Source organism: Bacillus sp. FSL K6-6038, assembly GCF_038050455.1.
Lineage (GTDB): Bacteria > Bacillota > Bacilli > Bacillales > Bacillaceae_G > Bacillus_A > Bacillus_A pseudomycoides.
Window position 1 is genome coordinate 3394153 of record NZ_JBBOUH010000001.1, and the last position, 24129, is coordinate 3418281.

Below are 24129 nucleotides of genomic sequence, written 5' to 3' on the forward strand. Positions count from 1 at the left end.
TAAAAAGCTAACTTGTATGATTCACTCTTTTCTAAATCTATTTCAATTTGTATCATTAGTATTGCTGACATTTATTATAAGCTTTTCGATCAAGGAAAAAGTAGCACTCATTAGTTCAAGAATTTTCTACCGAACTAGGCAACTATTATTTTGAAAATCCAGCCTATAAAATATCGGCCAAATATTTTAAACTTACAATCGAAAACGCTGTAAATTAGTCATTATTCAATATAAAAAGCGACTCACAATCATATCGTGGTGAGTCGCCCTTTCTTATATATTACTTTTCACTGCTTCTATGCAAATGCTCTAATTCTTTTCGTAACGCTTGTTTCAAAAATTTCCCAACTGATGTTTTAGGGATCTCCTCCATAAAAACGATATCATCCGGCAACCACCACTTCGCAAACTGCGGTCGTAAAAATTCATATAATTCTTCTTTCGTTACAGAACTATTTTGTTTTTGCACAACACATGCAACAGGTCGCTCCTGCCACTGAGGATGAGGTACCGCGACAACTGCAGCTTCAAATACAGCCTCATGTGCCATTAAAGCATTTTCTAAATCTACAGATGAAATCCACTCACCCCCACTTTTAATAACATCTTTTGTGCGATCAACAATTTTAACGCAGCCCTCCTCATCAACTGTAACAACATCACCTGTATATAACCAACCATCACGGAATCCTTCTACCGTTCGTTCATCGTTATAATAACTTGCAGCTATCCATGGTGCTCGTAAACATAATTCTCCCATTTCAGCTCCGTCCCATTTCACTTCCCCATCTACTCCCACTACTTTCATTTCAACGCCTGGCACAAGATATCCTTGCTTTGATCGAATTTCCAGTTGCTCTTCATAGGATAAATCTGTTTCATAGCTTTTTAACCGTGCAAGTGTCACAAGTGGACTTGTTTCCGTCATACCGTATGCATGCACAAAAGGAACATTATGTTTTTGTTCGAATGCAGCTATCACACTTTTAGGTGCAGCAGCACCCCCGCATAAAATCCGCTTCATACTTGATAAATCATAGTTATTATTTTCTAGTTCTTGTAAAACACCAAGCCAAATCGTTGGTACACCAGCAGCCAACGTCACTTTTTCATCCTGGATCATTTCAAGTAATATTTTCGGTGTAAACATCGGACCAGGTAAAACTTGTTTTGATCCAAACCACGTTGCTGCAAAAGGTAATCCCCAAGCATTCACATGAAACATTGGAACAATCGCCATTGCTACATCACTTTCAGATAATGCAGCTGTATCTGCTAATCCTAGAGCCATACAATGCAGTACTGTACTACGATGTGTATATACAACACCTTTGGGATTACCTGTTGTCGCTGACGTATAACACATACCAGCTGGCGTGTTTTCATCCATATCTTTCAAGAATTGGAAATCAGGATCCCCTTCTGTAAGAAGCTGTTCGTAGTGATAGACCGGCTCTAGTGAAGTTTCTGGAAGTTCTTTTTTGTCGGTCATAATGATGTATGCTTGTACAGTCAATAATTCACTTTGAATTTTTTCAACGAGGGGTACGAGATCTTCATCAACGAGTAAAATGCGATCTTCTGCATGTCCAATAATATAGGAAATATGCTGTGCAGATAAACGAATATTAATAGTGTGCAAGACAGATCCAATACTCGGAATAGCAAAATACGCTTCCACATGACGATGATGATTCCACGCTAAAGTCCCAACTCGTTCTCCCTCTTTTATCCCTAATTTCTGTAACGCACTAGAGAGTCTCCTTGTTCTTTCTCCTAATTGCTTGTATGTTAAAGTTGTTATAGTATCATGTGTACGCGAAACAATTTCTTTTTTTGGAAACAACTTTTCTGCCCTTTCTATCATTGAACTAATTGTTAATGGTACATTCATCATCATATTTCTCCCAACCTCCTATTAAAGCGTTTTCATTTTTAGACATTATACCAAACTTTCGCACTTATAAGTTTTATTTTTCTGTATTTTCTGAATTATTTCCGAAGAAATATTTCTTCTAGTACACACCTCTCATAGAAAACAGAGAGTGACTCCTTTATAAACCACTCTCTGTCTTTTTGAACATATGTATCACACAAAATCGCATACCTCTTCATATCACGACATGTTCTTTTTACAAATACATCATTTTTAATTATTTTTTTGAATTATATTCGAATATATCAAGAATATCTCGTATATGTATCAGACATAATATTAATCGATTTGTATAAGGCATTGGATATGAATGCTTTTCTTCTATTTATATTGGTTTCTGCTTGAACTTTTGATAATTTCGCACTTTCAACAAAAGTATACTTCCACAATCCGTACAAATATAAGCATCTACTGGAGAAGACGTAAACATCGTTTCTTTTTTTCTTATTTGCGCATATCCAACAAACTCACCTTCCCCAATATTGCTAGAGCCACAATAAGAGCATGTATGTATCTCTTTCTTTCGCATGAGAGCACCACCTTCGTTCTGTTTCTACTCCCTTCGACAGCAATCTTCCAATTTCCTTCCATAAAAAATCCTACTTCTCCTAAATTTTAAAAGGAAAAATAACCTTAGGGTCGTATTCATACATTGTAAATACATATTACATTATTTTTTGGAGGTAAAATATTGAACTCTACTATTACACTTCATTCAGCAAAAGTAATCGAACAAGCAGAAATCAACATGTTATCCGCTAGATTATTAGCTTTGCAAACAATGGAAAAAAATCCAATGCAAGTAGATATCAAGCAATTTGAAAATGCGACTGCATTTTCATCAAAAATTATTTCCGGGCCTTCCTTTAATACAGTACAATGAAGTAAAAGAAGTTGTTGGGAAAGTAACTGACAATAAGGAATTACAAGCTACAGGTAAATGGGATAAGATAAAAGGCACCGTGAAGCATACTGCGGGTAATGTAACAGAGAAAGTACATGAACATAAATAAAACGAGCCTATTTAAGGCCCGTTTTATTTACCATCCTGTTTTTCTAGCACGTATAAATCCTCTTCTATGTTCGACAACTTATCTGTAATTAACTTTCTCGCATCTCCAATCGCTTGGTTATATGCATATGGTCCAAGTAATCTTATCATTTCTTCTATTAAACGCTCTGCTTGAAAACGTCCGATTGTATCTAAGTCTTCCTCTTCAAAAAACTTCTGAATTTGTTCTACAAGCTCATCTTTCTTTTCATTTGGTATTTTTACATTCATCATGAATCCTCTTCTCCTCTATATTTGAGATAATGTTTTCCTTAACTCTACCATAGAAAAACGTGTTCCTGGGCAAGTTTTTGTGACACCTTCTAATTCCCGATGACCAAGTATATGTTCTTCACATATAGAAAACTTCTTCATAAACCACTTACATAGTGAATGTAAAGAATCGATTTGCGCTAAAGTCGGATCATATTTATCAAAATTACCTGTCATACAAATCCCTATCGTTTTGCTATTATATCCTTTTGCATGGGCTCCAATGTATAATCCTCTCCCTTCAAACACCGTCCCATCTTCTTCAATAAAATAATTATATCCGATGCCACTCCATCCTCGTACCTTTTGATGGAATTCATGTGTTTTATACACATCCCATCCATCTTCAGCAGTGTGATGGATGATGAGTTTTGTTACGTTTTGTAAAGGCTGCAATTCATCTTGAAACGTCAGTTTTGCTTGCTTAAATTTCATTCAGGATCCTCCTTTACAACTCAATCATGATTATCGTTTTATCATCTGGTCGAATCCGTTTTTGTTCTTCTAATTCTTCTATTATAGAAACATATTCTTTTATACCATGCATGCTTACATATTGTACTGTTTGCTCAAGTGACCAGTCTGAGTGAAATAATCCATCCGAACAAATAAATATTCCTTTCATTTCAGAAAGTGGAAATTCTCCTTGTTGGATCCAAGTAATTGCTTCCGACATCCCATTTGCTACTGAATACCCATTTGGCATATTGGCAAGATAACGATTATATTTTAGTTGCTGCCTAATGTCATTAAATATATATTCTTCCGGTACAAGAAGTCCCTTTTTCCTATCTTCTTCACGCTTTCTTTTCGCTCGTGCACTAATTCCTTTCACCGTATCTTTTGTTAACACCTTTATGGTTTCATCACGCAATGTAACAACAATCATACAGTCACCAAGTTGAGCATATTGAATGCTTCTATCCTTTATACGAACTACAGCAATACATGTACACCATACATGATCTTTCTTTGTTATATCAATCTCATAATCTATCATTTTTTCTTGTAACACTTCGTTTGCGCTTGCAATTGCTTTTTGCAAACTTGTCACTTCTTTTAGCGATGTAAAATGACTTGCAAACACGTTTGAAGCTAGATATGCTCCATTATGCCCCTCTTCATCTTGAAACGGGACAAGTGGCGTTGCACCATCGCATACACCATAGATTTTCAATTCTTCATTACAAAAAAACGAATCCTCACACTCCTGCTTCAAAGGACTTTTCTGTTGATACATTTGAATTTTCATATTTTTACACCCCTTTAATGAAATATGTAAAAATAATTTGATTTTTCGAATCAGTCTAACTTCCCGAAATAAACTGTTTTCCCCTAATACTTTCAATTTCATATATAATCTTGAAATAATATGATTTTTTAGTGAAGGGCGGGAAAAAGATGGTCAGATTTCTTGGAGTTATCATTGGTTCTATCATTATTGCAGTTGCCTTTAATCTTTTCCTTATCCCCCACAAGATTTTGAGTAGTGGAATTGGTGGAATTGCTATTATCTTAGGAATTGTAACCCCTGTAAACACAGGAATTATTAACTTTGCATTAAACTTACCTATTCTTATTTTAGGGTACATAGGTCTTGGAAAAAAAGTAATTTTTAATACAGTTGTCTCTGTTGTAGTATTATCTGCAGCATTATACTGGATTCCAGTACAAATCGTCGCAAAAGATCCCCTTCTTTCTTCCATATTTGGCGGCGTAATTGCAGGGGCAGGAATTGGCCTTGTCTTTAATTGTCATGGTTCCACAGGTGGATTTGATATTATCGGTATGCTACTATCTCGCAAAAAAGATATTAAACTTGGTGGACTCCTCATTATTTTAAATACAGTCGTTGTTGTCATTGCTGGATTTTTCTTTGATTGGGATGTAGCATTAACGAGTTTACTTTCAATCTATGTAACAGGTAAAGTAATTGATGCTATTCATACGAAACATCGTAAAGTTACACTTATGATTGTAACAAATCAAGCTGAAGAAATGAAAAAGAAACTCCTTTCAACTGTTGTGCGAGGAATTACACTTCTTGATGGTGAAGGTGCGTATTCAAGTGAGAAAAAACGTGTACTTATGACTGTTGTTTCACGTGAAGAGCTTGCTGGTATGAAACTAGCCATTTCTGAAATTGATCCACAAGCATTCGTTAATATTACGGAGACTGTTGAAGTATTAGGGTTATTTAGGAGAGGTTAAAAAACTAGGTGAAGTTCCACCTAGTTTTTTATTTATTCTCCATAAATTCTAGTCTATTCCCAAATGGATCTGAAACATAATATCTAATTATATCTGGACGAGCATAATCATCTATGACTTGAATCCCTTGCTCGATTAGTTTTTCCTTAAATTCATCGATCCCCTGAACATAAAAAGCTGGATGCGCTTTTTTAGCCGGAGAAAAAGTTTGTTCAACTCCTATATGAATTTCTTGATTTCCACAACGAAACCAACAACCGCCACGTTTTCTTAATTCTTCTGGTTTCGGAATTTCTTCTAAACCTATTTTATATCCATAAAAGTCTCTTGCCTCTTCTTCACACCCTACAGGTGCTGCTACTTGTACATGGTCAATCCCTTGAATATAACCTGCCATATCTCTCTCCTCCTTTATATTTTCATTTTATAGTATACTGCTTTAAAAATAACTTATATAAATTTTATAAAACTCCATAAGATTTACTTAACAGCCACAGGCATATCATTTGTTCTATAATGAAGAAGGTGTTTTAATAACAACTTAATCAAAAAGAATGAAAATACATATTATTCTGTAAATTTGTTTTTTATAGAAATATATAATGTTTTTCATATATTATATTTATAATAGGTATTGAATCTGTTTTAGATGCTAGTTGCACGGAGGAAAAATTATGAGTCGGAAAAAGTTCTCATCTATTCAAAAAAGTCGTCATTCGGCTATACCCCGCCGTTTGCGAAATCATATTCAAAATTGTACTTTAACAGAAATGTACGCATCTCTTTTTGAACATAATCCTGATGGTATTATTTCATTGAACTTACAAGGAATCATATTACATATTAATCCCTCTGCGGAAAAAATATTGGGATATACTTCAGAGGAATTAGAAAGAAAAACAATTACTTCTATTATAGAAGCACATATTTCTGATCAAGTACTGCAATTTATAAAAAATACTACAGCTGATAATCAAGAGGAATACATACTTTCTATCCACCATAAAGATGGATATCAAATAGATGTAGTTACAAAATTAGTCCCTATTTTTATTCAAAAGCATCTCTCAGGTGTATATGCAATTATGAAGCCACTCGAGAAATCTGAAAGAATCGAAAAAATGTTAAAAGAGAGCGAAAAACGATTGCGCACATTGATGGACTCAATGCCTGCCTTTGTCATCTTTAAAGATCATGAAGGGCGCTGGCTTGAAGCAAATGATTACGCACTTTCTTGCTTTGATTTTCATGATGTTCCTTATCACGGAAAAAAAGATAGTGAACTCGTTCAATATAATGAAGCGTACCGCGAAGCATTTTTACATTGTGAACAAATTGATGAACTCGCATGGCAACAAAAGAAAATTATTCATGGCGAAGAATTTATTATTCATAAAAGTACGTCCAACCTTATCTTGGATCTTTCAAAAGTTCCACTCTTCCATCCTGACGGCTCACGAAAAGGCCTTATTGTTATGGGCAGGGATGTTACTGAATTAAAGAAAACAGAAAAATTACTACGAAAATCTGAAAAATTAGCAGTAGTCGGACAACTAACAGCAGGAATCGCTCATGAAATCCGCAACCCGTTAACGGCCTTAAAGGGATTCTTAACATTATTGCAACCCGATATTAGCGAACAAAACAAATGGTATATAGATGTTATGCTAAGCGAAATTTCACAAATGGAATCCATTACAAGTCAATTTATGGCAATGTCTAAGCCACAAGTGTTATCTATTCATTCTCACCAAATCCAATCATTAATTGAAGAAGTAGTAACCTTTATTTTACCTACCGCCATCATGCATAGTACACATATTATTATGGATCATCTTTCGACTATGCCAGAAATTCAATGTGATGGTAATCAACTAAAGCAAGTCTTTATTAATGTACTTAAAAATGCGATTGAAGCCATGCCTCGCGGAGGAAATATTTTCATCCAAACAAAGCAAGTAGATGAGAATTTCATTTTAATCCGTATTATAGATGAAGGGTGTGGCATTCCAGAAGATCGTATTTCTCGTTTAGGAGAACCTTTTTATAGTTTGAAAGAAAAAGGAACTGGATTAGGCTTAATGATGTGCTACAAAATAATCGAAGAACATTACGGTAAACTTCAAATCTCAAGTGAGTTAAATAAAGGAACAACTGTAGATATTCGATTACCCATTTCACCGCTGCCAAATAATAACGAAATGGAAAAAGAGTAAATAGATCTTTCTATTTACTCTTTTTATAGTAATTTACTAATATTTTATTCTGTCGCTTGCTCCAGTATTGTTTACATCTCATCAAATTCGTGATGTACAACTTTTTCAAATTCGTTTGTTAGCAAGCTGACTATTATCATAGCTAGTAAACTTGACGAAAATCCTGGTACCATTTCATACATCATTTCTTTTAGACTTGGAATTTATACCCAAGCAATGACTGCCACAGCACCAACGATTTAATGTTTCGCGCTATTTCTCTCACTTTTCACCTACTACTGGAAATAATTTCGATAACGGAATAACTCTACCTGTTTCATCTTTAAATACAATGTGATCTCTTGTTAAATGCCGTGGACTTTTCACCCCTGCCGCTGCTGATAACGCAAACAAACTATATCTCATGCTCACAATATAATTCATCACGCGCCACTTTTTTTCATTGTGGTCTAATGCTTTTTGATAATGTGGATTCGTTGTCGCAACCCCCGAAGGACATTGTCCGGAATGACACTGAAGTGCCATAATACACCCACTTGCCATCATAAATCCGCGCGCAGAGTTTACTGCATCGGCACCAATTGCTAAGGCTATTGCTACTTTATCAGGTGTTACTAATTTTCCCGATGCAAAAACTTTCAACTTATCTCGAACATCAAAACGACAGGCTGTATCAACAAACGTAATGAGTGCTGGTATAAGTGGTATCCCCATACTATCTGCCATCGATTTATAAGTGGCACCAGAACCTCCTTCCGAGCCATCAATTGTAATAAAATCTGGATAAACATTTAATTCCTTCATCGTTTGTAATAACTCTTCTAGCGGTTTTTGTTGCCCGATAACTATTTTCATTCCAACTGGTTTACCACCTTTTTCTTGCAAATCATGAATAAAACGTAAGGCGTCTTTAGCATGATGTAAAAACGCAAAACGATTTGGCGAATTTATCGTTTCCCCTTCTTTTACTTTTCGAACAGCAGCTATTTTCCGATTCACTTTTTGTCCCTCTAAATGTCCACCGCGTATTTTTGCACCTTGCCCAAATTTCAGTTCGAATGCTTTAATATTCGGCTCTTTAGCTTTAACTACGAACTCATCCATTGAAAAATTCCCCTCTTCATCACGATATCCAAATAAACCTGGACCGATTTGAGCAATAATATTTGCACCTGTTTGTATATGCTCTGGAATTACACCACCCTCACCTGTATTAATCCATGACCCCCCTGCCATTTTTGATCCATATCCTGTAGATAAAATATAATTTTCACCAATTGCACCATAAGAAGTAGCAGATGCCCCAAACATTCCATATATTTTCCATGGAAATTTACGATTCTCTCCAACTACAATTGCATCATCTTCCTCATATAGCCAAAGATTTGTTTCATCTGCAGTTAATTTTTCTTTTCTAGAAAACACACCTTCTTTATGAATTACATATTTTTTTGCAGCACGCTCTTCAGAAATGTCCACATTGAGTTCTTCTGTAAGAACTGGAAATAGAGTGTTTGCAATATAATATCCAGATGCATCAAAATCCCGTTTCGAGCCAAAACCTAGAACTTCAGATCGATATTTTGCTAAAAACATTACACTTTGAAAATCATAACGTGAAAAAGGTTTTCCATCTGTATCATTATCAAACCAATATTGCCGAAATTCAGGCCCTATCTTCTCCAGTAAAAAACGCATCCTTCCTAGATACGGATGGAGTTTCAATATAGAATGATGTGTTCGTTTCTTAATAAAAAATGTAGCCATAAAAAAGATAATGAACAGCAAGATTAACAATAATAATATACTAATAATAACGAGTAGCGTTTCATTCATTTTCGCTTCCCCCCTATCATGCCATTCTCTTATATTTTTTGCTTACATAATAAAAGAAGAACACCTTATGTGCTCTTCTTTTATTATTATTCATATCAATGTAGCAAGATGCTGTTTTGCATCGTATTCCTCTAAACTTTCCCCGCGTTTAACACGATGAACAAAATCCGGATTAGAAATCAATGGTCTACCAAATGCTGCTACATCAATTGTTCCTTCTTGTAGTGCTTCTTCTGCCTCTTTTGGATTTAAATTCCCCACTCCTACAATTATACCATTCCAATATTTACGAACTAATTGATGTAAGTTTTTTCCGTCAGCTATAACTTGCGTATAATTCATTGTGGAAGGGTGGATCATCGTTAGTCCTACTTCATGGAACATCTCTACGAAAGTTTGAATTGCCTCTTCAGGATCTTCCCACATATAGCTAGGATTATCACCTTTAAATGCAGAAAAACGAATAAGTGTTTTATCTGCACCAACTGCGCTTATAATAGCTTGTAATACTTCTTTCATAAACGTTAACCTTTGTTTTAAGTCTCCGCCATATTGATCCTTTCGATGATTCGCAAATTCATAAGCGAATTGATCAATTAAATACCCATGTGCCCCATGAATTTCTACCCCATCGAAGCCTGCTTCTATCGCATTCCTAGCAGCTTGCGCATACTGTTCGATAGTCTCTTGAATTTCTTCTATCGTCATCGCTTCTGGCTTATCAAAAGGCTTCCGAAAACGTGGGACATTTCCTTGAACAGCAATCGCAGAAGGTGCTTGTGGTAGGAATCCACCTGTTAGTTCATGATGGCTCATACGTCCTACATGCCATATTTGCGCAATAATTGTTCCACCTTCTTTATGTACTGCATCTGTTACTAACTTCCAAGAATCAATTTGCTCCCCGGTATAAATACCTGGGACACCTGGATTCCCCTTCGCTCTTGGGCTAATTATAATTCCTTCCGTAATAATTAGACCAACACCATCCGCCGCACGTTTACGGTAATACTGGACTACGTCAGCTCCAACTACTCCTGTTTCATCATTAGCAAAACAACGCGTCATCGGTGCCATTGCCACGCGATTCCGAAGAGACCAAGCACCCATTTGAATTGGATCAAACAGCTTTGTCTCTTCAATATTTTGAAAAGATCCCCAATTGTTTATATTCGTGCCTTCATATATACTTGCTGTTTTACTATTTGAACTTGCCATCCTGTTTCCCCCTTAATTCAATATTATTTCAATAAATCATTAAAAAACTAACTATACACGCATCATAATTCCTCCTATATAACAACGTCAATTTACACGCCCTTATTGTAGAATATCCGTATATTAAACATCGATAATACCCATTTCTCCATAGCTGTACTCCTTTTTTACTTCTCAATTGATTATTGTTATGTAGATAAAATTAAAAATGGTTTCCTAATTAGGAAACCATTTTTATAGTTGACCATATGACGCTAGCAATTTATTTATCTTTTTTACGCAAAGAAGATTAAATAATTACTATCTCCTCAGATGTGAAAAATTCTTAACGATAGAAGTGAGATTGATTAATTATTCTTCTAGAAATAATAACTTATATATACCTAAAACAATGAAAGCCCTACCTCTCTTTCATCCTTACGGCTCCTTGTCCGTGCCAGTGTGAATCAGGATTACAAAAATCAAGCAACTATTTTATCGAGTTATTTAATAAAATTTCGAACATTCGTAAAAGAAATTAAAAAATAAAAATGGATTAGATTGTAGAAATAACAAAAGAGGTTAATGCTCTAAAAGTGGTTTGAAAGAGTTGAATGTCTTTGAAATGATTGATTCTTTATAATTATATTCCCAAAAAATTCAAAATCTTTTTTTGGGATGTAATACATTATCTATAATGAACCTTAACAAAAGCTTTTCATTTGATTTTCTGTGATACCTTTAATCAATCCCAGTTCACTAATCAAAAATTCATGTGCGTTATCTAACATTTTCTTTTCGCTTGCATTAAGTGCTTTTTCTTTCTGCATACGCATTAAATCACGTACAACTTCAGCACCTTCTTGTATTTTACCCGTTTTTATTTTATCTGTGTTCACTTTATACCTTTGTTTCCACGTAAGTAATCTATCTGATTCTCCATGCTGAAAAATATCTATGATGTGTGTTAATGCCGTTATATCCGTAACTGGTCGTATATTTGAACTCAATATTTTTCCCGTAGGAATCATTACTTCCATATTACTGGCCGACATTTTTATGACATAATACTGTTGTTTTTCTCCTGAGATTTCCTTTTCTTCTATGGCTTTAATTATACCTGCTCCTTGCATTGGATAAACAATGTTATCGCCAATTTGAAACAAATAATCCACCTCCATATATGGTAACCTTCTCAAGCTTAACATACATTTATTTTTTTAGCAAAATTTTTATAATATCACAAAATTATTTTTCGCGTCAACTTATTTCCTCTTGAAAAATAAGATTGAGAAATAATAATAATAATTCAATAAAAACAACTTCCCATTACTAGCAAAACAAAGTTCAATTTGCGAAAAACACTATCCTTTTTATTCTACAATTCCTTCATCAGAAACCTCTATGCATTTCGGGTTCAAAACTCTAATTCACCACCTAAATAATGCATTATATTAATCAGGGGATGTATATGGTGATTATTGTTCTTTGTCTACTTGCATTCTGAAATCTCGGTTAAAACGTAGATTCGTTTTTCCTTATACAAAACCAGTTTACTCTTGTATCTTTTCTTGTGTGGTACTCCTATTTTTTGACATGCTTTTATTCCCACCCTTGCAAGAGTTCTTATAAATACTTAACTAGTTTGTGTTACTATTATAGGAAATGAGGTCATTTAGAAATCTTATAAAACAAAAAGTACACCACTACATATAAGAGTGATGTACCATTTTAATATAATGTGCAACAGGATAGACAAGATATTAGCTTTAAAAACCTTCATATGCTATCACTTATCTTTAATATTACAGATTAGGAAAGACTTTTTTTCCTATATACTAACCTGCTTACTAACCGTTTCCCTTGCTAATAGGAAACTCATAATAACTTGTGCAGCTACACGACTCGTCATATCCCGAAAATCAAGTGTTGGGTCAATTTCTACAATGTCCATACCCTGAACAAGTGGTTCTTGACCAAGTGTCGTAATCGCATCGAGTAAAGTCGTACTATCCATACCACCTGGGCCAATTGCTGGACAACCTGGGGCAAATGCTTGATCTAATACGTCCATATCGACAGAAACATAAATAGCTGTAACTCCTTGTCTACGTAAAATCTCAATGCTTTCTGTAATGATATCTTTAATCGCTACCTCGCGAACATGTTTCATTGTATATACTGTGACACCATGTTCTTTTGCATACTCATGATACGTACGAGCATTGGAAAAATTACGAATACCAATTTGAACAAGCTGTTTTCCTGCAATCACATCATTCTCTAGTAAGCTACGAAATGGTGTTCCATTAGACGGTCCTCCGTCTTCTAAATTACGCAAATCATGATGCGCATCGAATTGAATAATGCCAACTTTCCCTTTACTACTTGCAAAACCACTTATACTAGGAAAACTAATGGAATGATCTCCTCCAAGAATAATTGGTACCATTTGTGGATTCAATTTCGTCAAACTGCCGAGCGTTTTAGCAATACGAGCATGACTTTCTTTTATGTCTGTAACATGCATGGTAATATCACCACAATCATACAAGACACTTTCTTTCATATCATGCTCTTCTGTAATCGCATATGTGCTATATGCATCTAGCATTGCGCGAATGGTTTTCGGTGCAAAACATGCACCAGAATGACTAATAGACGGCTTAGAAAGCGGTGCGCCAATTAATGCTGCACCAAAGATTTCTTCTCCCTCTTCCCAGCCTTTAATCATATCACTCCATTTCGTTACTTCACGATCAATAAACTTTGCATTTTTCTTTAAATAGTGGCCTTGCTCCACGTTTTGTCACCTCTTGTATATGCAAGATTACCATTCTTCCATACTGTATTTACATGACTCACACCATAATGATATGGTACATACGCATAATTATATGCATCCCATAAAACTAGGTCAGCCTTACGTCCAACACGAATTTTCCCAGCAACATCGCCGCGATTGATCGCATACGCTGAGTTAACTGTTACAGCATTCCAGACTTCTTCTGGTGTCATTTTCAATTTCAACATCGCAATGCTCATAATAAGTTGAATATTTTCAGTTGGGCAACTACCTGGATTAAAATCTGTCGCTAACGCAACCGCTACACCTTCATCAATCATTTTACGCCCACGTGCAAAGCTTTCTTTATTTAAGTAGAAAGTCGTTCCTGGGAGTAACGTTGCAACTGTATTGGAATTCGCTAGCATTTCAATCCCTTTATCTGATGCTCCAACTAAATGGTCCGCTGATGCCGCACCAATTTCTGCTGCAGCTTCTGCACCGCCAAGTGGATCAATTTCATCTGCATGAATCTTCACATCAAATCCAAGTTCTTTTGCTTTTAATAAAAAGTCTTTCGATTCTTCTACAGAGAATACCCCTGTTTCACAGAAAATATCAACAAACTCAGCTAATTGTTTTTCTTTCATCTCTGGTAATAACTCTAACATCCATTGTAAAAACTCTTTTGATTTTCCTTTATACTCTTTTGGAACTGCATGTGCTCCTAAGAATGTTGAAACTAAATCAATTGGATGCTCTTTTTGCAATTGTGCCGTCGCTTCTAATTGTTTCCACTCTGTTTCATCGTCCAATCCATAGCCACTCTTTGCTTCCACTGTCGTAACACCAAATGACAACATGCGATCTAAATGAAACTTCGCCTTTTGTACGAGCTCTTCTTTCGACGCTTGTTTTGTTGCATTCACAGTTGAAAGAATACCGCCGCCTTGCTCTAAAATTTCTAAATACGGCACTCCCTGTAATTTAAGAGCAATTTCATTTTCACGAGATCCACCAAATACAAGGTGCGTATGCGGATCAACAAGCCCTGGAGAAACCATTTTCCCTTCGCAATCGATGGTTTCTTTTGCTTGCAACCCTTTTGCTTCTTCCGCTGTGCCAATGAAAGTAACAATACCATTTTCAATACCCACTGCACCTTTTTCGATAACAGGAAGCGTGTTCATCGCTTCCTGTCTTAACAAGCCATCTTCTTGATCCATTGTTAGCAATTGACCGATATTCGTTAGTAAAATGTCCAGCATGTTTCTTCCTCCTTATTTCATCATTGGAATGTTAACGCCTTTTTCCTTTGCTGTTTCAACAGCTAAGTCATACCCTGCGTCAACGTGGCGAACAACTCCCATTCCAGGATCAGAAGTTAATACGCGTTCAATGCGTTTTCCCGCTGCTTCTGTTCCGTCTGCAACAATAACCATTCCAGCGTGAAGTGAATACCCCATACCAACGCCACCACCGTGGTGAACAGATACCCAGCTTGCACCATTAACACTATTGATTAATGCATTTAAAATTGGCCAATCCGCTACTGCATCACTGCCATCTTTCATTGCTTCTGTTTCACGGTTCGGTGAAGCTACAGATCCACAATCTAAATGGTCACGGCCGATAACGATTGGTGCTGATAATTCACCGTTTGCAACCATTTCATTGATAATACGCCCGAATTTTGCACGCTCTCCGTAACCAAGCCAACAAATACGTGATGGAAGACCTTGGAACTCAACTTGCTGACGTGCCATACGAATCCAGTTACATAAATGCTCATTATCAGCAAATTCACGTAAAATTACTTCATCTGTTTTATAAATATCTTCTGGATCGCCAGAAAGTGCTACCCAGCGGAATGGTCCTTTTCCTTCACAGAATAATGGACGAATAAACGCTGGAACGAATCCTGGGAAATCAAATGCATTTTTTAACCCTTCATCGAAAGCAACTTGGCGAATGTTATTACCATAATCAAATGTAATTGCACCTTTTTGTTGCATTGCAAGCATTGCTTCTACATGTTTTTTCATGCTTTCTTTTGATAATTGTACGTAGCGTTCTGGGTCTTCTTCACGAAGTTTTGCCGCTTCTTCTAATGAATAGCTTACTGGAACATAACCATTTAATGGATCATGTGCAGACGTTTGATCTGTCACTAAGTCTGGTGTAATATCACGTTTCACAAGCTCTGGTAAAATTTCTGCGGCATTTCCTAATAGTCCAATTGAAATTGGTTCTTTCTTCTCTTTATATTCTTTCGCAACAGCTAGTGCCTCTTCTAAAGATTCTGTGTACATATCACAATACCTTTTTTCAATACGGCGATCGATGCTGCGCTTATCTACATCAATAGCAATGACTACCCCACCGTTCATCGTAACAGCAAGAGGTTGTGCACCACCCATACCACCTAAACCAGCTGTAAGTGTTAATGTACCTTTTAATGAGCCACCAAAATGTTGGCGTGCTGCCTCTCCAAACGTTTCATATGTTCCTTGTAAAATTCCTTGTGTGCCAATATAAATCCAGCTACCAGCTGTCATTTGTCCATACATCATAAGACCCTTTTTCTCAAGTTCACGGAAGTGATCCCAATTTGCCCACTTTGGTACTAAGTTTGAATTTGCTAGAAGAACGCGTGGTGCATCTTCATGTGATTTAAAAATTGCAACTGGTTTACCAGATTGAACAAGTAATGTTTCATCACTCTCTAATGTTTTTAACGAATCAACAATTGCATGATAGCTATCCCAGTTACGAGCTGCACGACCAATGCCGCCATATACAACTAATTCTTCTGGCTTTTCAGCTACTTCAGGATCTAAATTATTCATTAACATACGGAGGGCTGCTTCTTGAATCCAGCCCTTAGTTTGTAATTCTGTTCCTCTTGGCGCGCGAATTGTTTGTTTTACGTTTTCCATTTTAATCTCTCCCTTTTCCCTTTTTATAATGCTGCATTTACATCCATTCGTTCCTTCGTAAAGCGACTTGTTTTTAACCAATGTGCAATATTTTCAATATCTGTTGAGAAAATACGGTCATTTGTAATTGACGGTACTTGCTGACGTCCTTGGTGATAAAACGCTTTCGTTACTGTACTCATCTCTTCAATACCACGATATTCCGCCGCTTGCATTGCACAAATCATTTCAATTGCAAGAACGCGTCTTACATTTTGAATGATTTGATGTGCATGACGTGAAGCAATTGTTCCCATACTTACATGATCTTCTTGGTTAGCTGATGATGGAATCGAATCAACACTTGCTGGATGAGCTAGCGTTTTATTTTCTGAAACAAGTGAAGCTGCCGCATATTGCATAATCATTGCACCAGACTGGAGTCCTGGCTCCGGACTTAAAAATGGTGGTAAATCATTTAATTGCGGGTTCACAAGACGTTCAATACGGCGTTCAGAAATATTCGCAAGTTCTGCCATCCCGACCTTCAAAAAGTCCATTGCAAACGCAATTGGTTGTCCGTGGAAGTTCCCACCAGAAATTACTTTTTCTCCTCCATCAAAAATAAGTGGATTATCTGTTGCTGCGTTCATTTCAATTTCTAATTTTTCTTTAACATAATTTAAAACTTGCCAAGAAGCACCGTGTACCTGCGGGATACAGCGAAGTGAGTATGCATCTTGTACACGAAGCTCCCCTTGCCTTGTTACAAGTTTACTATCTTGAAGTACATCGCGAATACGCTTTGCAACTTCCACTTGTTCTTTATATCCACGTGCTTTATGCACATTTTCATCAAATGCATCGATAATGCCGCGCAATCCTTCAATTGTCATTGAAGCAATTAATTCTGATTGATAAGCAATCGCTTCAGCTTCGATATAAGAAAGGATTCCTTGCGCTGTCATCGCTTGCGTACCATTGATTAACGCAAGCCCTTCTTTCGCTTCTAATTCGATTGGCTCTAGTCCTTCTTCTGTCAGAGCTACCATCGCATGAACGCGTTTCCCCTTATAGAACACTTCACCTTCTCCCAATAGAACAAGAGCAAGATGGGATAATGGAGCTAAATCACCGCTCGCGCCTAATGAACCTTGCTGCGGGACAACTGGATGAATTTTACGATTTACAAACTCTAACAGCCTATTTACAACAAGTGGACGAACACCAGATACACCTTTTAACATCGTATTAGCGCGTAAAATCAACATTCCTCGCGATACTTCTTCAGGGAATGGATCGCCAATTCCGCATGCATGTGATTGAATTAAGTTATGTTGAAGTGCCTTTACATCATCTTTCTGAATGAGTACATCACTAAACTTTCCAAACCCAGTTGTAATACCGTAAACAACTTTTCCATCCTCTACGATTTTTTCTACAACTTCACGGCACTCAGCCACTTTTTTCATGCTGTTTGGGCAAGCTGTTACCCCTTCCCCTTCAAACAACAAACGTTTCATTTCTTCTACTGTCAATGAATGTCCTGTTAACGTAATCATCCTTTTTCCTCCTTAAAAGAGCAAAAGGGGACCTTACCTTTTTAAGACAGACTTCTGTCCCAAAAAGCAAGGCCCCCTTCTAACTAATAGACTATGGGCAAATCATATGTGATTAATTCCTAAACCAATCGCCTCATGCTCAGATCCTTTTACAGGCGCACCTATCGTTCCATAAAGTGCAACAGCAAGCCATTCGCCTTCTTTTTTCCCGTCGTATGGTGTACCGCGCACAATTGCAAACCGAAGACCTACCGTACGAAGAACGTCTGCTAACTGAATTTGACCTCTCGTCACTCCGTACAATGCTTCCATGATTGCATGATAAAGTGCATGCGTTTCTCTGTAAACGTCTGTTTCAATAACTTGGTTGCTTTTAGCCGCTGTTTCCATTGCTGCGACAACCTTTTGCGAATTCATAGAACCAACTTTCCCAGTACAATATTTCCAACCTTTTGGAATGGATAATACAGGGCTTTCATTCTCGTCCGCAAGCGCCAACAACATGGCCATACGACCAATTCGATGTGTTCCTTGAAGAAGCATGTGACTCTCTCATTTCTTGTGAATTGTTTGAATATTACTTAATTTAAGAATATATGAAAACGGTTTAATCGTCAATAGTTTAAACGATTATTTGAATAATTTTTTTCAATACTCTATTACCATTGTGCACACACTTTATTTACAGAAAATCCCAAAGCGTGCTATAGTCTCACTAACAGCTGTAAGGGGGACCCAAAATTGGTTAAGAGAAAAGATATTCACTTTCGAATTGACGAAAGATTACTAGAAAGATTTGAAGCAACACTTCATTATGAAGGCCTAAATAAAACAGATGTTTTAACACATGCTATTCAGCAATTTTGCATAAAGGTGGAATCAGAAAAAATGAATGACGTAAAAAGACAATACGCTGTAAGTAATCATCTTCAAACACGGATTGATACCCATAAAAAATATGAAGAAAAACGAGTAGACTTAGATGCAGTTGTAATTGAGCATTTACAATTACAAGGAACAGAAAAGATATTAGAGGTTGGATGCGCTAACGGGAAATTCCTTGCACTGCTACAAAAAAACGGTCATAAGGGACATCTCACTGGTCTGGATCAATCTACAACTCTGCTGCGAGAAGCTGCTATGAATGCAGCACAGCAACATGTAAATATTGAATGGAAACTTGGAGACGCTACCAAACTTCCTTTCCCAGCTGATTCTTATGATTGGATCATCGCAAGACATATGCTGTATCACATGACGGATGTTGAAAAAACAATTCAAAGATTCCATAAAGTAATTTTTCCTAAAGGCAGATTCCTAGCCACGACAAATTCCAAAATCTCATTACCCCGTATGGATGAGATGTGTAACAAAATGTTAGTCGCATTCGATTTACCCGAAAAATCACCATCAGCTTCTCCATTTTGTTTAGAAAACGGAAAACAATTATTACAATCTGTTTTTCAAACTGTGGAGGAAACAGTTATTCATAATGCACTTCTATTTCATCATGCTACACCTATCGTTAACTATATCTCTAGTATGTTTCCATCTTTAAACATACCTGATGACATTCATCTTCATTCAGAAATGAAAGAATGGCTGACCATTGAAATAGAAAATGAATTATCTCTTCATGGCGGAGTATGGCGTGATCCAAAAACACTTGCTATTTATCGGTGTACAAAATAAGCTTGAATCTACTTTGTAACAAATTCTTCAAATTTATCTTAGGTTGATGTTGATATGGCGATACCCTAAGAAGAAAATTACATATTATAAATATAACAATAGACAAAAATACAAGAGGTGAAACTGTTGGCTATAAAACAAAAGAAAATTAAGCTGGTAATTGGTGCAGGGGAATATAATAATAATCCTGGCTGGTTACATACGAATGAGGAAGAATTGAATTTATTAAAAAGGGAAGATTGGATAAAAAGGTTTGATCCTAATTCTTTAGCGATAATTTTAGCGGAGCATGTATGGGAACATTTATCATATGAAGAAGGCATAGAAGCGGCGAAAGTATGTTATGAATTTTTAAAGCATGGTGGTTATATTCGATGCGCCGTTCCTGATGCATTTTTCCCAGATGAAGAATACCAAGAGGGTGTACAAGTTGGGGGACCTGGACCTAAAGACCATCCCGCAGCTAGTCATAAAATAGTTCATAATTATGAAACTTTAAGGAAAATGTTTGAAACTGTTGGATTCGAAGTGAAATTACTTGAATATTGTGATGAAGAGGGGAATTTTCATTACAATGAGTGGGATGGAGCCGATGGGGTTATTTTTCGTTCAAAAAAATATGATCCACGAAATCAAGGGGATAAACTTGTTTTTCCATCGTTAATTATAGATGCAATAAAGTCTTAGTTATTAAGCTAAACAGGTGCTTTTCTTGAAGAAAAGCTTTAAAGTCGATCTCCAATAGGAGATTGACTTTTTTAGTATCATAATGGCCTCCATCTCCTCACATGAATTTACTAGAATACCATTAGAAGCGTTGAATTAATATGACCTTTCACTCTATATTAAAGCCCTTGTTTAAGAGCAATTTCTTCATATGCTTTTCTCCTTCACCCATTTCATAAAATATCTCTCTGTTTCCTCTACTGTCGCTTCATCAGTATTCACATATGTAACCGGAAATTGTTTATACCATTGTTTTTCTATTTCTGCTAATTCTAGCTGTTTTTCAAACGTACTGCGTCTTCTCGTATTATCATTCTTCTTTCTCTCTTGCAATATCTTTTTAGAAACATCCAAATAAAAAATCGCATCTGAATGGCATCTTCTTAATTTATACAATTCATCTTTTAGTTCGTTTTCGATATCCCAATCCATCCCTATCAATTTCGGAAAATATATTGTATAAAATTCAATATCTTCTGAACCACGATCAAATATCACAATACGCCCTCGCGCATTCTGAATTTCTTTTATTTTCGCTTCAATAAACATTCTTTGATTTGTAATAAATCCCTCTTTTGTGTAAATATCCAAATTTAAATTTTTTCTTTTTTCTACAATTCCATAAGGGTTTTCATACAATATTGGGAATCCATGCTTTTCTAATCTTCTTGCTAACGTTGTTTTTCCGCTTGCCATTGGTCCTTGAAGTGAAATTATATACGTCATTTCTTTTACCCTTTCCCACTAAAATAAACCTCTTTTTTACAATAAACGGAATTTTATAAACTATCAACAAAATACTCCCTACCTTGTTTCCTATTTCTATCTAGCTTATAATAAAAAACAGAGATGATTATGGACGCCTTTTATGTAAGCTTGGAAATCCAAGCTTACATTATTTTTTGCTTTCCCTTTTATTAGAAACAGGGTATACTAGATTGGAACATACGTTCTGAATAATTACATATAGTAAGGAGATAGAACAAATGGTATACGATACAAAAGTAATTTCTTGGAACGAATCTTTAAAACAACTACAACGTCGCTACACAAATCAAGCAGTAGATCGAAAACAATTTGAAGATGTTGAACTCATGGAGTTTTTCCGCGATAACGACTACATTTCTCTTCCTACACATATTAGCGGCCTATCAACAAAACGTTTTACTTCTTACTCTATTTTCACAACTGAAGATAAAGATCGTAAAGTCGGCACACTTATTATTGAATATTTAGAAGATGATAATGACCTATTACGTGTTGAACAACTATACTTCGTTTAATTCAGAACGCTTGGTCAAAATGGCCAAGCGTTCTTGCTTTCTATCAATTTCACCGATTATAATACTAGTAAAGGAAAACTGCTATCGTAAAGGGGGTATACACTTGCTCGAAGGATGGTTTAGTTGGTTTATTGTTACTTGGACTGTTATTTTACTAGGCCTTATGTCTATTGGTGGATATTTCATGTTCCGAAAATTCTTGAAACGTCTACCGAAAGAAGACGGCATGTCTATTTTAGATTGGGAACAACACTATATCGATCACACACGGCATTTATGGGATGATGAGCAAAAACAATTATTAGAAGAACTTGTAAGTCCGGTCCCTGAACTTTTCCGCGATGTCGCAAGATCTAAAATTGCTGGTAAAATCGGAGAGCTAGCGTTAAAAGAAAAAGCCGCAAAAATAACTGAAGATTTAATTATTAAAGGATATATTGTAGCAACTCCAAAACGAGATCATAAGTTTTTAATTAAAAAATTACAAGAAAAGCAAATTGACTATTCCCGTTATCAATCACTGCTGGCTAATTGACCTACCCCTACCTTCACTTCGTTTAGAGGAGGGGATCTTCTCGGTTAACATAATAAAAAACCTCAAGGAATCTTGAGGTTTTTTACGTTAATTTCATATCTTTCTCATTATAAAATCCATCTTCTTTTTCCATTTCCTTTTGCAATTTCGTGAATGAGCGATACATTGCGATTCTCCAAGATACAATCATTGCAAAAGCAAGTAAGAAGAACATACCACTTAGTTGCCCTAAATCAAGCGATTGACTTAAATATGTTTTAAAGACAATACGTACCACGAGCAAACCAATTAAAATAAATACGAAAGCTTTGGAGCGTTTTAAATAAATTTCTTGTCCACGCACTTCAAATTTAGATGTTTTAATAAGAAAAATTGAGAAAAACAAACCTACACCGATTGCTTCTAACATTTCTGCTGGCGTTAGGCGAAATTCCGGAAAAATGTACATCAATGCTCCCGTACTCATAAAAAATGGTGGGAGAATGATTTTTTTCAATGTTGCAGGTTTCTTCGCTGCTTTTAAACGAATGAACATCGCACCAACAGCCATACAAACGGCAACAATACTCGACAAAAGAACTATGTTCATACTTTCTCATCCTTTTTTGTGGCAATATGAAAATCTAGTTTCATTATATGCTTTTCTGTTAGTATTTCCAACATTTTCACAGGATAATACTAAAAACCGGTGAAACCACCAAATAAACTTGAGAAATACGCTATAATTTTTGTCATCCAATTAAAGTATAAGAATATACCCATAACAATCATGATATATCCGCCTACTTTCACAAACGTCCCACTATGTCGTTTAATCCAAGACATTTTCGTAATAAAAAATGAAAGTATAAAAAATGGTATTGCAAACCCAAGTATGTAAGCAATCATATATAGCATTGCTGATTCTGGATTCGTAGTAGCCAGTCCAATTACAGCTACTAAAATGGGTCCTGTACAAGGTGTCCAGCCAGCAGCAAATGCCAAGCCAATTAAAATAGATCCAATATAACCACTAGGACGACTTTTAAATGTAAATTTTCGATCTTGCATTAAAAACTTCGGTTTAAATACCCCCACAATTACAAGTCCAAATACAATGATGAATAGTGCCCCTAACTGTCTGATTAAATCTTTATAATCTTGGAAAAATGATCCGATAAAACTCGTACCAAAACCAATTGCGATAAAGACAATTGAAAATCCAAGTAAGAAAAACGCCGTATGTATCATACTTCTTTTACGAAGCATCGCATTTTCTTCTTTTAATTCAGAAACTGACATTCCCGTTATGTAAGATAAAAATGCTGGATAAAGCGGTAAGCAACAAGGGGAAATAAATGATAAGAATCCCGCACCAAACGCTAAAAAAATATTAATATCTTGCATCGTTTCACTCCTCTCTTCTACAATATTGTAGCAAAAATGAAAGAAAATACTATGTACAATTCATGAATTCACTATTTACAACATTTTAATAAGAAAAAATAGCTGCACACTGCTATATAAATACAAATTAAAAAACCGAAATAAAATCCTTCTTTTTAGGTGGGAGAGAGCATCCCGCCATGCATAGAAGCGGTCCGATCCTTTTCCTGCCCCATGCCAAGTGAAAACAAAAAGAGAAAACAAGTAGCAGTCACCTTTTGTTATCCATAACCATGGCTTATATGTCGAAAAATCAAAATGGATTTATATATTCTTTCTGAAGCGGTTTCATTTTCCTTCTATTATAAATATATTCTGTCATTCATTAACATATCAAAGCTTTTTCTAAACAACAAATCATTTGTATACTTTCCCCCTATACGCTAGGTATTTCCTGTGAAAAATATTTTTTTCAAATGATAACTTTATACAACTCGTTCCCTATCTTACAATACTTCTATAATTATAAATTTCAAGATTATG

General features: G+C 35.8%; 23 protein-coding genes and 3 pseudogenes. 8 read left to right on the plus strand and 18 right to left on the minus strand.

What is annotated here, in order from left to right:
* Positions 1–280: 280 nt before the first annotated feature.
* A complete protein-coding gene (locus NSQ40_RS17865) occupies positions 281–1900 on the minus strand; it encodes a long-chain fatty acid--CoA ligase (protein ID WP_258248265.1) in 1620 nt (539 codons plus the stop codon).
* 361 nt (positions 1901–2261) lie between these two features.
* The gene (locus NSQ40_RS17870; RefSeq protein WP_003199126.1) at positions 2262–2465 is read right to left on the minus strand and encodes a hypothetical protein; all 204 of its coding nucleotides are present in this window, start codon (positions 2463–2465) and stop codon (positions 2262–2264) included.
* Positions 2466–2684: 219 nt separating this feature from the next.
* On the opposite strand from NSQ40_RS17870, the pseudogene NSQ40_RS17875 reads away from it, so the two are divergent.
* Together NSQ40_RS17875 and NSQ40_RS17880 are read left to right on the plus strand one after the other, a co-directional pair.
* Positions 2685–2816, plus strand: a pseudogene (locus NSQ40_RS17875) (CsbD family protein); the annotation flags it as partial.
* A 1-nt stretch (position 2817) separates the two neighbouring features.
* Positions 2818–2949, plus strand: a pseudogene (locus NSQ40_RS17880) (CsbD family protein); the annotation flags it as partial.
* A gap of 23 nt (positions 2950–2972) precedes the next feature.
* Here NSQ40_RS17880 and NSQ40_RS17885 read toward each other — a convergent pair.
* From NSQ40_RS17885 to NSQ40_RS17895, 3 genes are read right to left on the minus strand one after another with little or no spacing between them, the layout of a single operon-like run.
* A complete protein-coding gene (locus NSQ40_RS17885) occupies positions 2973–3221 on the minus strand; it encodes a DUF2164 domain-containing protein (RefSeq protein WP_003199129.1) in 249 nt (82 codons plus the stop codon).
* 15 nt (positions 3222–3236) lie between these two features.
* Entirely contained in the window at positions 3237–3695 is a 459-nt protein-coding gene (locus NSQ40_RS17890) for a peptidoglycan recognition protein family protein (RefSeq protein ID WP_003199131.1), read from the minus strand.
* Positions 3696–3708: 13 nt separating this feature from the next.
* The gene (locus tag NSQ40_RS17895) at positions 3709–4512 is read right to left on the minus strand and encodes a protein phosphatase 2C domain-containing protein (RefSeq protein WP_033796323.1); all 804 of its coding nucleotides are present in this window, start codon (positions 4510–4512) and stop codon (positions 3709–3711) included.
* A 149-nt stretch (positions 4513–4661) separates the two neighbouring features.
* Between NSQ40_RS17895 and NSQ40_RS17900 the strand changes: the two genes are divergently transcribed.
* Entirely contained in the window at positions 4662–5471 is an 810-nt protein-coding gene (locus tag NSQ40_RS17900; protein ID WP_018765318.1) for a YitT family protein, read from the plus strand.
* Between the two features lie 28 nt (positions 5472–5499).
* On the opposite strand, the gene NSQ40_RS17905 is transcribed toward NSQ40_RS17900, so the two are convergent.
* Positions 5500–5868, minus strand: a complete 369-nt coding sequence (locus NSQ40_RS17905) for a VOC family protein (protein WP_258248264.1) — start codon at positions 5866–5868, stop codon at positions 5500–5502.
* Between the two features lie 277 nt (positions 5869–6145).
* On the opposite strand from NSQ40_RS17905, the gene NSQ40_RS17910 reads away from it, so the two are divergent.
* Positions 6146–7687 (plus strand): BA3702 family sensor histidine kinase, encoded by a 1542-nt coding sequence (locus NSQ40_RS17910; protein WP_003199139.1) that lies wholly within the window; start codon positions 6146–6148, stop codon positions 7685–7687.
* Positions 7688–7758: 71 nt separating this feature from the next.
* On the opposite strand, the pseudogene NSQ40_RS17915 reads toward NSQ40_RS17910, so the two are convergent.
* From NSQ40_RS17915 to hutP, 9 genes and pseudogenes are all read right to left on the minus strand, one after another.
* Positions 7759–7926 (minus strand): annotated as a pseudogene (locus NSQ40_RS17915) (sodium:proline symporter); the annotation flags it as partial.
* Positions 7927–7948: 22 nt separating this feature from the next.
* Positions 7949–9523, minus strand: a complete 1575-nt coding sequence (locus tag NSQ40_RS17920; RefSeq protein WP_003199143.1) for an FMN-binding glutamate synthase family protein — start codon at positions 9521–9523, stop codon at positions 7949–7951.
* Positions 9524–9613: 90 nt separating this feature from the next.
* Entirely contained in the window at positions 9614–10741 is a 1128-nt protein-coding gene (locus NSQ40_RS17925; RefSeq protein ID WP_097787125.1) for an alkene reductase, read from the minus strand.
* A 683-nt stretch (positions 10742–11424) separates the two neighbouring features.
* Entirely contained in the window at positions 11425–11886 is a 462-nt protein-coding gene (locus tag NSQ40_RS17930; RefSeq protein ID WP_170957047.1) for a CarD family transcriptional regulator, read from the minus strand.
* A gap of 665 nt (positions 11887–12551) precedes the next feature.
* The gene (gene hutG, locus NSQ40_RS17935; RefSeq protein ID WP_033796324.1) at positions 12552–13523 is read right to left on the minus strand and encodes a formimidoylglutamase; all 972 of its coding nucleotides are present in this window, start codon (positions 13521–13523) and stop codon (positions 12552–12554) included.
* Complete coding sequence (gene hutI / locus NSQ40_RS17940) at positions 13502–14773, minus strand: imidazolonepropionase (RefSeq protein ID WP_003199152.1); 1272 nt, start codon at positions 14771–14773, stop codon at positions 13502–13504. The genes hutG and hutI overlap by 22 nt, the downstream gene beginning before the upstream one ends.
* A 12-nt stretch (positions 14774–14785) precedes the next feature.
* The gene (gene hutU, locus NSQ40_RS17945) at positions 14786–16444 is read right to left on the minus strand and encodes a urocanate hydratase (RefSeq protein ID WP_003199154.1); all 1659 of its coding nucleotides are present in this window, start codon (positions 16442–16444) and stop codon (positions 14786–14788) included.
* Positions 16445–16467: 23 nt separating this feature from the next.
* Positions 16468–17985 (minus strand): histidine ammonia-lyase, encoded by a 1518-nt coding sequence (hutH, locus tag NSQ40_RS17950; protein ID WP_003207972.1) that lies wholly within the window; start codon positions 17983–17985, stop codon positions 16468–16470.
* A gap of 102 nt (positions 17986–18087) precedes the next feature.
* On the minus strand, positions 18088–18528 hold the full coding sequence (hutP, locus tag NSQ40_RS17955; RefSeq protein WP_003199156.1) for a hut operon transcriptional regulator HutP: 441 nt from the start codon (positions 18526–18528) through the stop codon (positions 18088–18090).
* A 198-nt stretch (positions 18529–18726) separates the two neighbouring features.
* Here hutP and NSQ40_RS17960 point away from each other — a divergent pair, with 198 nt between their 5' ends.
* Complete coding sequence (locus NSQ40_RS17960) at positions 18727–19677, plus strand: class I SAM-dependent methyltransferase (RefSeq protein ID WP_258248262.1); 951 nt, start codon at positions 18727–18729, stop codon at positions 19675–19677.
* Between the two features lie 126 nt (positions 19678–19803).
* Entirely contained in the window at positions 19804–20364 is a 561-nt protein-coding gene (locus NSQ40_RS17965) for a class I SAM-dependent methyltransferase (protein WP_003199158.1), read from the plus strand.
* Positions 20365–20550: 186 nt separating this feature from the next.
* Here the strand turns inward: NSQ40_RS17965 and NSQ40_RS17970 are convergent, their stop codons facing one another.
* A complete protein-coding gene (locus NSQ40_RS17970; protein ID WP_033798264.1) occupies positions 20551–21129 on the minus strand; it encodes an AAA family ATPase in 579 nt (192 codons plus the stop codon).
* Positions 21130–21389: 260 nt separating this feature from the next.
* Here NSQ40_RS17970 and NSQ40_RS17975 point away from each other — a divergent pair, with 260 nt between their 5' ends.
* Positions 21390–21686: a hypothetical protein gene (locus tag NSQ40_RS17975; protein ID WP_003199164.1), complete on the plus strand. Its 297-nt coding sequence runs from the start codon at positions 21390–21392 to the stop codon at positions 21684–21686.
* Between the two features lie 103 nt (positions 21687–21789).
* Positions 21790–22221, plus strand: coding sequence for a DUF2621 domain-containing protein (locus NSQ40_RS17980; RefSeq protein ID WP_003207978.1), 432 nt, complete (start codon positions 21790–21792; stop codon positions 22219–22221).
* 82 nt (positions 22222–22303) lie between these two features.
* On the opposite strand, the gene NSQ40_RS17985 is transcribed toward NSQ40_RS17980, so the two are convergent.
* Both NSQ40_RS17985 and NSQ40_RS17990 read right to left on the minus strand, forming a co-directional pair.
* Positions 22304–22810 carry a CcdC family protein gene (locus NSQ40_RS17985; RefSeq protein ID WP_018765308.1) on the minus strand — a complete coding sequence of 169 codons (507 nt, stop codon included), beginning with the start codon at positions 22808–22810 and terminating at the stop codon, positions 22304–22306.
* Between the two features lie 89 nt (positions 22811–22899).
* Positions 22900–23607, minus strand: a complete 708-nt coding sequence (locus NSQ40_RS17990; protein ID WP_003199170.1) for a cytochrome c biogenesis CcdA family protein — start codon at positions 23605–23607, stop codon at positions 22900–22902.
* Positions 23608–24129 lie beyond the last annotated feature (522 nt).